This window comes from Bacillus salipaludis (genome assembly GCF_030938565.1).
GTDB lineage: Bacteria > Bacillota > Bacilli > Bacillales > Cytobacillaceae > Neobacillus > Neobacillus salipaludis_A.
On the sequence record NZ_JAVGVR010000001.1, the window covers coordinates 2,673,615 to 2,687,161 of the forward strand.

Annotated in this window: 13 protein-coding genes and 1 other annotated feature; of the genes, 9 read left to right on the forward strand and 4 right to left on the reverse strand. The window is 38.8% G+C overall.

The window, feature by feature from the left end; all coding sequences use genetic code 11:
- Nucleotides 1-10: 10 nt before the first annotated feature.
- Complete coding sequence (locus RCG21_RS13185) at nucleotides 11-1,417, reverse strand: TerD family protein (RefSeq protein ID WP_308913252.1); 1,407 nt, start codon at nucleotides 1,415-1,417, stop codon at nucleotides 11-13.
- Nucleotides 1,418-1,788: 371 nt separating this feature from the next.
- Between RCG21_RS13185 and RCG21_RS13190 the strand changes: the two genes are divergently transcribed.
- The 8 genes from RCG21_RS13190 to RCG21_RS13225 all read left to right on the forward strand — a co-directional run bounded on the left by RCG21_RS13190 (nucleotide 1,789) and on the right by RCG21_RS13225 (nucleotide 10,050).
- Nucleotides 1,789-3,255 carry an alanine/glycine:cation symporter family protein gene (locus RCG21_RS13190; protein ID WP_133333601.1) on the forward strand — a complete coding sequence of 489 codons (1,467 nt, stop codon included), beginning with the start codon at nucleotides 1,789-1,791 and terminating at the stop codon, nucleotides 3,253-3,255.
- Nucleotides 3,256-3,414: 159 nt separating this feature from the next.
- A complete protein-coding gene (gene hprK, locus RCG21_RS13195) occupies nucleotides 3,415-4,338 on the forward strand; it encodes an HPr(Ser) kinase/phosphatase (protein ID WP_133333600.1) in 924 nt (307 codons plus the stop codon).
- A gap of 189 nt (nucleotides 4,339-4,527) precedes the next feature.
- Nucleotides 4,528-5,499: an efflux RND transporter periplasmic adaptor subunit gene (locus tag RCG21_RS13200; protein ID WP_133333599.1), complete on the forward strand. Its 972-nt coding sequence runs from the start codon at nucleotides 4,528-4,530 to the stop codon at nucleotides 5,497-5,499.
- Nucleotides 5,499-6,191 carry an ABC transporter ATP-binding protein gene (locus tag RCG21_RS13205; RefSeq protein ID WP_133333598.1) on the forward strand — a complete coding sequence of 231 codons (693 nt, stop codon included), beginning with the start codon at nucleotides 5,499-5,501 and terminating at the stop codon, nucleotides 6,189-6,191. The genes RCG21_RS13200 and RCG21_RS13205 overlap by 1 nt, the downstream gene beginning before the upstream one ends.
- Entirely contained in the window at nucleotides 6,188-7,354 is a 1,167-nt protein-coding gene (locus RCG21_RS13210) for an ABC transporter permease (RefSeq protein ID WP_133333597.1), read from the forward strand. Before RCG21_RS13205 ends, RCG21_RS13210 begins: the two co-directional genes overlap by 4 nt.
- A gap of 89 nt (nucleotides 7,355-7,443) precedes the next feature.
- On the forward strand, nucleotides 7,444-8,115 hold the full coding sequence (locus tag RCG21_RS13215; protein WP_133333596.1) for a response regulator transcription factor: 672 nt from the start codon (nucleotides 7,444-7,446) through the stop codon (nucleotides 8,113-8,115).
- A gap of 12 nt (nucleotides 8,116-8,127) precedes the next feature.
- On the forward strand, nucleotides 8,128-9,384 hold the full coding sequence (locus RCG21_RS13220) for a sensor histidine kinase (RefSeq protein WP_133333595.1): 1,257 nt from the start codon (nucleotides 8,128-8,130) through the stop codon (nucleotides 9,382-9,384).
- Between the two features lie 171 nt (nucleotides 9,385-9,555).
- Complete coding sequence (locus RCG21_RS13225; protein ID WP_133333594.1) at nucleotides 9,556-10,050, forward strand: PepSY-associated TM helix domain-containing protein; 495 nt, start codon at nucleotides 9,556-9,558, stop codon at nucleotides 10,048-10,050.
- Between the two features lie 21 nt (nucleotides 10,051-10,071).
- On the opposite strand, the gene RCG21_RS13230 is transcribed toward RCG21_RS13225, so the two are convergent.
- From RCG21_RS13230 to RCG21_RS13240, 3 genes are all read right to left on the reverse strand, one after another.
- Nucleotides 10,072-10,269, reverse strand: coding sequence for a hypothetical protein (locus RCG21_RS13230; protein ID WP_133333593.1), 198 nt, complete (start codon nucleotides 10,267-10,269; stop codon nucleotides 10,072-10,074).
- Nucleotides 10,270-10,346: 77 nt separating this feature from the next.
- Nucleotides 10,347-11,216 (reverse strand): cupredoxin domain-containing protein, encoded by an 870-nt coding sequence (locus tag RCG21_RS13235; protein WP_308913253.1) that lies wholly within the window; start codon nucleotides 11,214-11,216, stop codon nucleotides 10,347-10,349.
- Between the two features lie 162 nt (nucleotides 11,217-11,378).
- Complete coding sequence (locus tag RCG21_RS13240) at nucleotides 11,379-11,510, reverse strand: hypothetical protein (RefSeq protein WP_268884039.1); 132 nt, start codon at nucleotides 11,508-11,510, stop codon at nucleotides 11,379-11,381.
- A 127-nt stretch (nucleotides 11,511-11,637) separates the two neighbouring features.
- Nucleotides 11,638-11,856 (forward strand) — a binding site (T-box leader).
- Between the two features lie 49 nt (nucleotides 11,857-11,905).
- Here RCG21_RS13240 and proS point away from each other — a divergent pair.
- Nucleotides 11,906-13,336 (forward strand): proline--tRNA ligase, encoded by a 1,431-nt coding sequence (gene proS, locus RCG21_RS13245; RefSeq protein ID WP_133333591.1) that lies wholly within the window; start codon nucleotides 11,906-11,908, stop codon nucleotides 13,334-13,336.
- Nucleotides 13,337-13,547 lie beyond the last annotated feature (211 nt).

Here is a 13,547-nt window from a genome sequence, read left to right on the forward strand (position 1 = left end):
TTTTACCCTGTTAGGAAAGAAATTCTCCAGGATTTAATCCAAGCTCATGGCAAATATCCGATACCATTTGCTTTTCAAACTGATCAAAATTTCCATCTGCATACCCAATGGCGATACAATAACGGGCAATCAATCTTGCAATTTCCGGTTTAGTTCTTACTTTACCTAATGCACGAAATGCCTCTGCACGGCCCATCATATGATCTTGTTCAATTTTAGATACAAATAAATTAAATTTCTGAATGACTTTTTGTGAGTCAAAAACACGTAGTTCCTCGCTTTGGTGAACAAACTCGAGCATTTTTTGTCGTTCTGATGCATCAAGATGACCATCTGCCATCGAAACTAATGCACACGCAGCAACAACTGCCTCTAAAACATCTTGACTTTTATAACGGTTGAATACCTCTTGTGCCCTTCTTTTTTGCGTATTGGCCCATTCTACATAGTCCGTCTGAGAAGGGGACCAGGAGTTTCCACAGCTGTTACAAGTAAATTTCAGCTGATTTTTCCCAATAAAGCCACCTAATAATCCGATTGGCCCAAGAATAAGCCCTCCAATTGCCGCTTTTCCCAGCCCAAAACCCTTTTGTCCTGTACGGACATTAGATGAATGGCAGCGAGGGCAAATAATATCATCGCCACCATAGGTTGAATGAGCACTTGGAGCCTGAGGATAGGTTTGCGCAGCTGGGTATCCATAGGCAGGCTGTTGATAAGCTTGATTTGATTGCTGATAAGGTGTAACAGATGACTGAATTGGCTGAAAAGATTGATTTTGTTGTTGGCCAGGAGGGCTTTGTTGATAATTCGGCTGTTGGTTAGAAGGCGGTGCCGGAGTATCATCAACAGTTACACCGAAATTTTTACAAAGTGCTGCCAATCCGCCCTGAAAGCCGCTAGCGATTGCATTGAACTTCCATTCGCCATTATGTCGATATAATTCTGCCGCCACAATCGCCGTTTCCACTGTGAAATCACGGCCAAGATTAAAGCGTAACAATTCTTCATTGGTTAGTTCATTAAAAATTCGTACATAGGAATCGGAAATTTGTCCAAAATTTTGACGTTTCACTTGAGCATCATGAATTGTAATCGTAAAAGCAATCCGGTGAATATGAAAGGGAACGTTTTTTAAATTGATCTTAATTTGCTCATCATCCTTAACCCCAGAACCAACTCGGTTATCGCCACTGTATAGAATCGATCCGTTTCCTCCAGAAGGGTTATTATAGAAAACAAAATCCAAATCATTTTGCACCATTCCGTTCTGCCCGAGCAGGAACGCGGAAGCATCTAGGTCAAAATTGGAACCCATATTACTAATATTCCAGCCTAATCCTACAACAACATTTTCAAGACCCGGGTGAGACTTGGTTAAATCTACTTTTTGACCTTTACTAAGCGAAACACCCACAACCTTCACTCCTATCCACTTGCATAATAATTTTATTATAAAACGAGATATGTAATTCTAGAAATTTCCCTGTTAATTAATACGGAAAAATAGATGATAGGTTTCATATTTTTATTAAAGATATTCCGAATAGGAAATAATAATATTGTGAATTTTCGATAAATATACTCGGAAACTAATTGTTACTGCAAAAAGGTTAAATAATATGAGAAATGGCGGAAAATTAGGATAGTAAAGATATTTTAGTAAAGTCAGATTTTTTATGAAGGATACACGGATATTTTATTGAAATATCAACTGCTGTCATTTATACTTTTAATAGCAACTAGAGAATTACGAAAATTCAGATATAGATAAAAAGGGGGATTTTTATGGTAGAAAAATTGGTAACAATTATTAATGGTTTTTTGTGGAGCCCAGTGTTAGTCATCTTTATTGTAGCGGTAGGATTATACTTTAGTTTCCGAACAAGATTCCTGCAGATTCGCCATGTTAAAGAAATGATTCGTCTATTATTATCAGGCAAAAGCTCAAATGAGGGTGTTTCTTCTTTTCAGGCATTAGCCATGTCATTATCTGGTCGTATCGGTGTAGGGAATATCGCTGGAACGGCAACAGGAATTGCGTTTGGTGGACCAGGTTCCGTTTTTTGGATGTGGGTTATTACATTTATCGGTGCAGCCTCAGCCTTTGTAGAGTCCACACTTGCTCAAATCTATAAAGAAAAGCAAGATGGAGAGTATCGAGGCGGTCCTGCGTTCTATATTGAAAAGGGACTTGGAATTAAATGGTTTGCTGTAATTTTTGCAGTTGCAACACTGCTTGCTATGGCAGTATTAATGCCAGGTATTCAGGCAAATTCAATCGCAGAAGGCGTTAAGAATGCTTTTGGTATTAACAATGCCGTTACTGGAATTGTGGTTATTGCACTTATGGGTCTGATTATTTTTGGTGGAGTCAAGCGGATTGCAAGAGTAGCAGAATTGGTTGTTCCGTTTATGGCTATTGGATATTTACTAATTGCGATTGCCATTATTGTGGTGAATTTTGATAAAATCCCAGAAGTGTTTACACTTATTTTTAAGAGTGCCTTTGGAACGGAAGAAGTGTTCGGCGGTATTCTTGGTTCTACGATCATGTGGGGCGTAAAACGCGGACTATATGCAAACGAAGCAGGTCAAGGTACTGGTGCACACCCAGCAGCTGCAGCAGAGGTATCTCACCCTGCAAAACAAGGTCTTGTACAAGCATTTTCGATTTATCTTGATGTATTCTTAGTCGTTACTTCAACAGCTTTCATGATTTTGTTTACAAATTCTTACAATACTGTAGACGGAGCAGGAAAATTCTTAGTTCAACATCTAAAAGGCGTCGAACCAGGTCCAGGATATACTCAAGCAGCGGTTGATACGATTTTACCAGGTTTCGGTTCAGGATTTATTTCCATTGCACTATTCTTCTTTGCCTTCACAACGATTTTTGCTTACTACTATATTGCAGAAACAAATCTTGCTTATCTAGTAAAAGGCAAAAACAGAAAATTAGCTATGACATTATTAAAAATAGTTCTATTGGGTTCTACGTTCTATGGAGCAGTAAAAACTGCATCTACAGCTTGGGCTATGGGGGATATTGGTCTTGGTATTATGGTATGGTTAAACCTAATTGCCATTCTTATCCTATTTAAGCCGGCTTTGCTTGCATTAAAGGATTATGAAGAGCAGCTGAAGCAAGGGAAGGATCCGGAATTTAATTCTGCTAAACTAGGAATTAAGAATGCAGATTTCTGGGCCAATGGCTATGAAAAGGCTGAAAAGAATAAAAAGCATGTAGTTTAAATTTTAAAAAATGGAAGCATCAGCCGCAATAGGCTGGTGCTTTTTCAATGTTTAGTGTACAATTTTTTGAAAATATACAAAAAGTGACCTTGTATTCGTTCTTTTTATAAGTAAAATCAAGTATAAGAGGGTTGAAGAGATGGAGAGTGCTATATAGATGTGAAAATATTAACGGTAGAAAATTTAGTGCAAAAATTTTCATTGAAGGTATTAACTGGTGAAAACCAATTACAACAAAAAATCAAGCAATCACGGTCGCATCGTCCGGGTTTGGAATTCGTTGGACATTTTGATTTTTTTCCGACTGAACGTGTTCAAATACTGGGAAGAAAAGAAGTAAATTATTTGCATAAGTTAAGCATTGAGGAACGTCAGATGCGCATTGGAAATATCGTCAAATATCATCCTCCTTGCTTTATTGTTACTGCTGGGGATGAAGGGCTGACCTATTTAAGAAAGTCTTGTATAGAAGAGGGTATCCCGTTATTATGTACAAACACACCTCGAACGACTTCTGAATTTATTACCGAACTTGACGCTTATATGGTGAAAGAATTAGCTCCGGAAATCGCCGTACACGGTGTCTGTATCAATGTGTTTGGAATGGGTATTTTACTTCGGGGAAAATCTGGTGTCGGCAAAAGTGAAATTGCTCACACATTGATCGGCAGAGGACACAAGCTGGTCGCTGATGATCTAGTTGTGTTGAAAAAGCTCAGCCCACGTACGATTCTCGGTACGCATGATGGGAAAACAAAGGAATTTCTAGCCTTACGTAGTGTCGGGCTGTTAAATGTGGTCCGCGTATACGGAATTAAAGCTTTTCAGGAGGAAACGAGGATAGCGCTTGATATTGAACTGACAAAATGGCAGAAAAATTCTCTTAATAATGAATTGGATTACGAACCTGAATTTACAGAATATATGGGAGTTCCAATTCCTCATATTGAGATACAGCTCCAACCTGGCCGTGATGTGGCGGGTTTAATTGAAGCTGCGGCAAATAACTGGCTTTTGAAGCAACAAGGATACAATGCTGCAGAAGAGTTTATGAAGCGGCTAGAAACTGATTCTAATTGGTAAAAATTCTATTTAAGGTATACTGCCATTTTTGAGTGGCAGTATTTTTTTTAGATAGATAAGTACATATTTTTAATTACTTCTGCCCTTATGTGGGTTTTTTTTAAGGAAAAGTTAAGAATTAATTTGAATAATAGGCTTATTCCAAACTATCAGTGTCCTATTGGACAATAAGAAAAGGAGTAAGTATGTATGAAAAAAGGAATTATTATCGTTCTTTGTATTCTAGTAGTAGGTTTCGTAGGATTTCAGTGGTATAACTCAAGAACAAGTGCGCAGGAAGTAACTACTCAAGTTCGGACAGCTGTTGTTCAAAAAGGTAAAATGGAAGTGAAAATCAGCGGTTCAGGTACAGTCCAGCCGGTAACATCTGAGGATATTAACTCTCCGATTAACAACAATGAAATCGATGAAGTGTTGGTATCAACTGGTGAATCGGTCAAAAAAGGGGAAGAATTGATTACTTTCACAGACGGAAGTGATCCCATTACATCACCTGCATCCGGTGAAATCACATCCCTTTCCGTCCAGGCAGGTCAGCGGGTGACGGACGGACAAGTTGTCGCTCATCTAACAAACTATAAAAATTTACAAACCGTTGTGCAAATTGACGAACTTGATATTCCGAAAGTGAAGAAAGGTCAAGAAGTCAGCATCAAAGTTAATGCATATCCGGATCAAACCTACACTGGAAAAGTAAGCTCCATTGCGGATGAAGGAACTTCGACAAATGGTGTTTCTGCGTTTGATGTAACCATTCATATTACGAAGCCAAGTAATTTAAAAGTAGGTATGAGTACGGAAGCAAGTATCCTAACTGCAAGCAAGAAAGATGCCATTTATGTTCCGATTGATGCTGTCCATACAATGAATAATCAAAAATATGTATTAGTACAGAATGGAAACACTGATACAGCTGTTTCTCAGCAAAAAGTAGTAAAAACGGGATTAGCCAATGAAGATTATGTGGAAATTACCAAAGGTATAACAGCAGGAGAAATTGTTAAATTACCGCAGCTTGTGCAAAATTCTTCTTCCACTACCGGAATGAATCGCCGTATGATGCAAGGCAGCTTTGGCGGCGGTATAGGCGGTTTTGGAAACGGAGGCGGTTTTAACCGAAATGGCGGAGGACAAGGATTTAGCGGAAGGACTGGTAATTAATGCAAAAAACGATTATCCAAATCAGTCATCTCATGAAAACTTATAAGCTTGGCGGAGAAACTGTTCATGCCCTGAATGATGTTTCCCTTGAAATTAATAAGGGAGAATTTTTAGCCATCATTGGTCCGTCTGGATCAGGAAAATCGACGTTAATGAATATGGTTGGCTGTCTCGACAGACCTGAATCTGGAACCTATCTACTGGATGGAAAAGACATTGGCAAAATGAATGATAACCAGCTTGCTATCATTCGTAATGAAAAAATAGGATTTATTTTTCAAAATTTTAACCTCTTAACGAAATTAACGGCAATTGAAAATGTTGAATTGCCTCTGCTTTATCGCGGAGTATCGGCAAAAGAGCGCAAGGATAAAGCATTGGATAGTCTTAAGAAGGTAGGATTGCTGGAAAGGTCAGGACATTTACCATCACAGCTATCAGGCGGCCAGCAGCAAAGGGTGGCGATTGCCCGGGCCCTTGCCGGAGCTCCCTCCATCCTTCTGGCAGATGAGCCGACAGGAGCATTGGATAGTAAAACAAGTAAAGAAATTATTACAGTGATGAAGGAATTAAATGAAGTTGGTCACACGATAATATTAATTACCCACGACCTTGCAGTCGCCAAACAGGCAAAAAGAATGGTCAGCATCCAGGACGGGCAGCTTTTTGAGAATGGAGGTGAGCCCCTTTGAGCATTTACCAATCTATTAAAATGGCGCTTCGCAGCATAAAAAGCAATAAACTCCGTTCTATTCTAACAATGCTGGGGATTATCATCGGTGTTTCATCCGTGATCATATTAGTCTCGATTGCACAGGGTTCTGCGAAAAATGTAACAAGCAGTATCAATCAGCTGGGGACCAATTTGTTGACCATCAATACATTTGGAACAGATTTATCGTTAACAGAGGATAAAATTGATCAATTAACCAAATTAAATGGAGTTAAAGCCATTTCCCCGGTTGTTTCGGGACGTGTTAATGTGAAAAAGGACCGGATCAATTCACAAGTTAGCTTAACTGCCACTAATGCTACCTATTCCTCTGTTCGGGATGCAAAGGTGACTCAAGGCCGCTTCATCAATGATTTGGATATTGAATATCGACAGAAAATTGCTGTCATAGGTTCAGAAACAGCTTCAACCTTTTTTGGGGTAGACAACCCAATCGGCCAATATATCCAAGTGGATGGCACTTCTTTTAAAGTGGTAGGAGTTTTAGCATCAAAAGGAAGTTCCTTAGGTCAAAGTGGAGATAATGTCATTATTGTTCCGTTAAGTACCGGTCAGCGCTTAGTGAAAAGTACGAGTATAAACCAAGTATATTTACAAGGAAAAAGCCAAGACCAGATGGATTTTGTCATGAATGAAGTGGAGCGAAAGATGGCAAGCTTGTACCCGAATAAAAGTGATTCTTACAGCGTTACCAATCAGCAAGATGTCATGGACACATTAAGCTCAGTCTCTAATACGATGACAATGATGCTTGGCGGAATTGCAAGCATTTCCTTGTTAGTAGGCGGTATTGGAATCATGAATATCATGCTTGTTTCTGTTTCAGAACGGACAAAGGAAATCGGTATCCGGAAAGCAATCGGTGCCAAACGGCGCGATGTCCTACTGCAATTTTTAATTGAAGCGGTTGTCTTAAGTTCAATGGGGGGAATCATCGGCATTCTTGCTGGAATTGGATTCGGAAAGATCATTGCCTCATTGATGAACTTAACGATTGCCTATTCGACATCGGTGATTGTTTTGTCCTTTATATTCTCGCTTTTGGTCGGTGTTGTGTTTGGTGTATTCCCAGCCAATAAGGCATCAAAATTAAGCCCGATACAGGCTCTTCGTTATGAATAAATGATGGAAAAAGAGCGATCGTATATTGCGGTCGCTTTGTTTCCTTTATAATAGGAGCTAGACTATTTTTTTTAAAAGGAGCGCAAATCATGCGTTTATTAGTTGTTGAAGATAATCTGCCATTGTTAGAGTCCATTGTTGAATTATTGTCAGATGAATTTGAAGTTGATCAGGCATCAAATGGAGACGATGCCTTGTTTTTAGCAAGGCAAAATATACATGATGCCATTGTTCTGGATGTAATGATTCCCGAAATCGATGGATTCGAAGTCCTCCAGTTGATTCGCAAGGAAGGTTTGAAGACTCCGGTTCTTTTTTTAACTGCAAGGGACTCGTTAGAGGATCGCGTAAAGGGGTTGGACAGCGGCGGTGATGATTATTTAGTAAAACCCTTCCAGGCAGCTGAGTTAAAAGCGCGAATTCGTGCTTTATTAAGGCGAAGCGGCAGTCTCACTACCGATCAAACCATCAAATATCGCGGTATTGAATTGTTGGGAAAAGAAAGAGATATTCTGGTTGAAAGGGAACCAGTTAAATTAACAACAAAGCAATATGAATTATTAGAATACCTCATTCAGAATAAAGGGGCGATTTTAACAAAAGAACAAATTTATGACCGGGTGTGGGGCTTTGATTCAGACACAACGATTGCAATTGTTGAAGTGTTTATGCACCATCTCCGCAAAAAACTGGAGCCATTCGGCTATCATTCAGATATCAAAACTATCCGCGGTGTCGGCTATATGCTGAATGAGGAGTAAAGGGGACAGCGAATGTTTCGGCAAACACATATACGGCTTACTCTGTTAAATTCTTTAGTCTTTATCATTTTAATTAGCATTCTTGGAAGTATCATTTATTTTTATACTGAGAAAAAATTATATCAGGATGTGAATCGATCCCTGTTGGAATCTGTGAATCATTTTCAGAATGAACAGTATCATCAAGATCAAGGGCTTGATGATGACAATGGGCCGAAATTTATGCACCGAGACCCGCGGATTATGACATTAATATGGGATGAAAACAATCATCTCATAACTGACCAAAACCGGGAATCCGTGTTATTTAAAGATAATGAAAAACGCATCCGACCGAAGAAATTGGATTCTTTGCAAGATGTGAATGTTGAAAATTTTTCTTATCGCTATATTTCCACAAAAATTGATGTTCCGCTTTTAGGAAAAGTAACCGTTCAAGTGATTCGAAATACCAATTCCGAAAAGGAATTATTAAACCGCCTGTTATTAATTATGATGATTGGTTGTGGAATTGGGGTTATATGTGCCGTGGGTATAGGTTATTTCTTAGCGGGAAAAGCATTGGTACCGATAAAAAATGCCTGGCAAAAACAACAGGAATTTGTCTCAGACGCTTCACATGAATTAAGAACGCCTCTTGCGGTTATCCAGGCAAAAACAGAATTGCTTTTTCGCTCTCCTCAAGCAACGATTCAGGAGAAAGTTCTCGACATTTCCACGATTTCAACGGAGTCTAGGAGACTTTCAAAGCTTGTTGGCAATTTATTAATGTTGGCTAGATCGGATTCAGATCAAATTGAGATGAAGAAGCAGAGTTTTCGGTTAGACGAGTTGTTGAAGGAAATTTATCAGCACTATGAAGAGTTTGTTTCGTATCAAGGGAAGACCATCCATTTAGATGTTCAGGAACCGGTTCAATTTCTTGCGGATAAAGAAAGGATTCATCAGTTGATTGTAATTTTGGTGGATAACGCAACGAAATATACGAACGAAGGCGGCAAAATTCGGTTATCCTGCCGGCAAAGCTATTCTTCGATTATATTGAAGGTAGAGGATAATGGAATTGGAATTCCGGAGGCAGATATCCCGAAAATCTTTGATCGTTTTTACCAAAGTGATAAGGCGCGAACATCCGTGGAAGGTACGGGATTGGGCTTGTCGATTGCAAAATGGATTATTGAAAAGCACCATGGTAAAACAAAAATACAAAGCAGTGATGGAAAAGGAACAACGATCGAAATTATTTTTCCAAGAACCCAGAAGAGTTGATTTGGGTTCTTTTTTCTTGGCTGTGTTATAGTACATTGTTGATTTTTAAAAGGACATTGCTTAGAGCGGAAATCAAAAACAAGTTAAACACAGCCTTTTCTTAAGAAAAAGTTAAGGAAGTCCCTTCATAATATTTTTATCCAACTGAACCGGGAAGGGAGATTTTTTGCGATGAAAAAAACTAGAAGAGCACATTTATGGATTGGTTTGATTGCATCCATCTTTATTTTTATGGAATCACTTACTGGTTTGTTGATGAACGAGCCATGGTTAATTGGACAAACTCAAGGTGAAGGAATTCGCGGAAATTTCCAGCCTGGAGAATTTAATCAACAATTTAGTCAAGGGTCAAATTCACAAGGATCAAGTCAGGCTTCTGGACAACCAGGGATGAATAATAATGGCCAATTCCAAGGCAGGAGAGGATTCGGAGGGAATAGGAATTTTACTCCCGGCATGTTCAAAAGAGAATCTCAAGGAATGATGGGAATAATTCGTGGACTTCATGAAGGGAGAATTGGTACAACAAACATCAAATGGCTGATTGACTTAGTAGCAATAGCATTGATGGCCCTGACAGGAACTGGAATCTATTTATCCATTAAAGTTCTTAGTGCTGAAAGAAAACGGAAAAATCGCAGCGAAGACCCTTCCGAAGTACTGTAAGATTGGTAAAAAAGCTGCCATTCAGCCGGCAGCTTTTTGTTCTTTTTTCTTCATTCTGTTCCTTTTTCCAATTCTTCTAATCACAAAAATTCCAGTAATTAATGCTAATAAATTCAATGAATCTCCAAAGTTAATCGTTAAGCTGAACTGATTATTCACTTTCACATCATTTTTGTTTTTGTGTGTGCCAGGGGAAATCTCCTTTTCATTTTTTACCACAAATCCACCTCCAAAGGAAAACAACATATACTAGAATAAATATGAAAAAAGGCTTGGTTTCATGACCAAGCCCAAAATCATTTTACAATCACGGTCCCTTTAAACATCCCCATTCCACAGCTAAAGGTGTATTCACCCGTTTTGTTCGGTGTAAAAGAGAGATTGGTTGTTCCAACTTTTAAATTGACATTGTTTATATTAAACTCAGGCATTGTGAAAGTGGATAAGCAGCTATTTTCTAACGGATTATCAACGATGAGCTCGACGGGAACTCCTTTTTTCACAGTGATGACGTTTGGAGAGTAGCCCTGTTCAGTGACCTTCATTTGAATCTTTGGTGTTTGTTCATTGGATACATCGATTTCCTCTTGCGTAATTGAGGCGCTATTTTGAGCATATGCATCATCACCTGGTAATTTTACATAGTCACTTCCATACATAAATAAAAATAATGAAACAGTAACCACGCCGGCAGAAGCAATCGCAAAAGGAGAAATTGCCTGGGTATCGAGCGAAAACTTTTTGTTTGTTTCTACCAATACAAATAAAATAACAAGACCCATGATGATGATATATAATCCTAGCAAAATAGCAAGCATGATAAATGGATTTTCAAACTGAAGCATCACTCCGAGCATTGCCCCCATTAGGCCGCTCATTAATCCGGCAAGGGCTCCATCAAGAATTGCCATTAACCCTATCGGCTGTCCAGCTAGGAATCCAATAAAGAAACCAATAATCATACTAGCACCACTTGAAAGAAACATATCACCCGAATAGAGGCCAATTAAATATCCGGATAGGAGTCCGGCCATCATCGCCACGACCATTGCAATCATCATGCCGGACATGCAGGTAATTTTCTTTTTCTCACGGTGAACCAGATAAAGACAATATACAGTCATGATGCTTAAAACAGCAGTGGTGATTATGGATAAAATATTCATATGTAATTCTCCTCATATTGAGATGGGATGAAAAATTAAACAAGATAAGTATATTATAAAGGGAATAATTGAAATGGAATTTCTTTTTTATAGGGATTTTTTGAACGTTTGATGAAAACTGAAGGACAATAAAAAAGACGCATAGGCACGTCTGGAGGCTGATCATTTATCTTTTTCTTTATCGAATGTATTTTTAAAAATCCGCTTTAATGCCTCATTTTGCATTTTTATATAGTCAAGAAGGAATTTTTTTTCTTCCTCTTCCTTATCTAAATCCTCTTGCTCCTGTTTCATGGAAATCCACTCCTTTTATTGACATTTTAACCGATTTTATCAGGCTGGGAAATCCCTTCAGAAATATATTCCAAAATAGGATTTGACAATTTGTGTCGAGAAATATATAATTTTTTCAAAAATACTAATTGAAACATTGACGGGGACTAGTAAAATGAAGTTGTCTTATCTAGAGAGGAAACCATTTGGTGGAAGGTTTCTTAAGATGGTCATTTGAACCTGCCTCTGAGTTCTGTATCGGATCCTTTTTGAAGATACACGCGGATTAATTCCGTTATCATGATGAGTGTATAAAGCATGTGCTTTATGAATTTAGGGTGGTACCGCCAAGGCCTTGGTCCCTTTTTTGGGGATTCTAGGCCTTTTTATATTTAAAAATTTAATGAGGTGTCAAAATGGCAAAAGAATTTGTAAAAGACATTACAGCCATGGACGAGGATTTCGCCCAATGGTATACCGATGTTGTCACAAAAGCGGACTTAATTGATTATTCCAGCGTACGCGGGTCGATGATTATTCGTCCGTATGGATATGCTTTATGGGATAATATTAAAAATGAGCTTGATCACAGAATCAAAGAAACAGGACATGAAAATGTGTATATGCCGCTGTTTATTCCTGAAAGTCTGCTACAAAGGGAGAAGGACCATGTGGAAGGATTTGCTCCGGAAGTGGCTGTTGTCACACATGGCGGTTCTGAAGAATTAACAGAGCGATTAGTTGTTCGTCCAACTTCAGAAGTTCTTTTTTGCGAACATTATAAAAATATTATCCATTCTTATCGTGATTTGCCAAAACTATATAACCAATGGGCAAACGTTGTACGTTGGGAAAAAACTACCCGCCCATTCTTGCGTACATTAGAGTTTTTATGGCAGGAAGGCCACACATGTCATGCGACTGATGAGGATGCACATGAAGAAACAACTAGAATGCTAAATGTGTATGCCGATATTTGTGAAAATATTTTGGCGATTCCGGTTGTAAAAGGTCAAAAGACGGAAAAAGAAAAGTTTGCCGGTGCGAAATTTACCTATACCATTGAAAGCTTAATGCATGACGGTAAAGCCTTACAATCAGGTACTTCCCACCACTTAGGAACAGGATTCGCGGAAGCTTTCGGTATTCAATATACCGACCAAGAAGGTAAGCTTCAGCATGTTCACCAAACTTCATGGGGATTCACGACTCGTATTATTGGTGCTTTAATCATGGTTCACGGTGATGACCGCGGTCTAGTGATTCCGCCAAAAGCAGCACCGACTCAAGTGATGATTGTGCCAATTGCTCAGCATAAGGAAGGCGTCCTTGATTTTGCCTATGATTTGAAGGAGTCGCTGTCTAAAGTTGCCCGCGTTGGAATTGATGCCAGTGACAAGAAGCCAGGCTGGAAGTTTAATGAATACGAAATGAAGGGTATACCAGTACGATTAGAAGTTGGACCAAAAGATATCGAAAACAAGCAAGTGGTACTGGTTAGACGCGATACTTTAGAAAAAGTTGTTGTCCCAATGGACCAATTAGAAACCAAGCTTGTTGAATTGCTCGATGATATTCAAACGAATTTATATAACAAAGCATTGACCCACCGTGAAGAAAGGACGTCTGTTGCGTTGAATTTCGATGAATTCAAGACGACGCTAGAAACAAAAGGCGGATTTATTAAGTCCATGTGGTGTGGTGATGTAGCGTGTGAGGAAAAAATTAAAGAAGAAACAAGTGCAACATCTAGATGTATGCCTTTCGAACAAGAGCAATTATCCGATACATGCGTATGCTGCGGCGGTAAAGCAGAAAAGATGGTGTATTGGGCAAAAGCTTATTAATTTTTAAGACTCTTCCATTATATTTGGGAGGGTCTTTTTTTGTGTAATAGGGGAGGGATGGAGTGAAGTGGAGTGGCAAACAAAAAAGCCGATGTGGAAAATATACTCTCGCAGGTGGCAAATAACTCAGGAAAGTGGAAAATATAAAAGGATAACTGGGAAATACACGCCTATTACTAGCTAATCATATACCAGAAGATCGCGATATTCT

Bases quoted from the DNA above. Each gene is read 5' to 3' on its own strand.
- RCG21_RS13190 (WP_133333601.1), top strand. From the start codon at position 1,789: ATGGTAGAAAAATTGGTAACAATTATTAATGGTTTTTTGTGGAGCCCA.
- RCG21_RS13200 (WP_133333599.1), top strand. From the start codon at position 4,528: ATGAAAAAAGGAATTATTATCGTTCTTTGTATTCTAGTAGTAGGTTTC.
- RCG21_RS13205 (WP_133333598.1), top strand. From the start codon at position 5,499: ATGCAAAAAACGATTATCCAAATCAGTCATCTCATGAAAACTTATAAG.
- RCG21_RS13215 (WP_133333596.1), top strand. From the start codon at position 7,444: ATGCGTTTATTAGTTGTTGAAGATAATCTGCCATTGTTAGAGTCCATT.
- RCG21_RS13220 (WP_133333595.1), top strand. From the start codon at position 8,128: ATGTTTCGGCAAACACATATACGGCTTACTCTGTTAAATTCTTTAGTC.
- RCG21_RS13225 (WP_133333594.1), top strand. From the start codon at position 9,556: ATGAAAAAAACTAGAAGAGCACATTTATGGATTGGTTTGATTGCATCC.
- RCG21_RS13235 (WP_308913253.1), bottom strand. From the start codon at position 11,216: ATGAATATTTTATCCATAATCACCACTGCTGTTTTAAGCATCATGACT.
- RCG21_RS13240 (WP_268884039.1), bottom strand. From the start codon at position 11,510: ATGAAACAGGAGCAAGAGGATTTAGATAAGGAAGAGGAAGAAAAAAAA.
- proS (WP_133333591.1), top strand. From the start codon at position 11,906: ATGGCAAAAGAATTTGTAAAAGACATTACAGCCATGGACGAGGATTTC.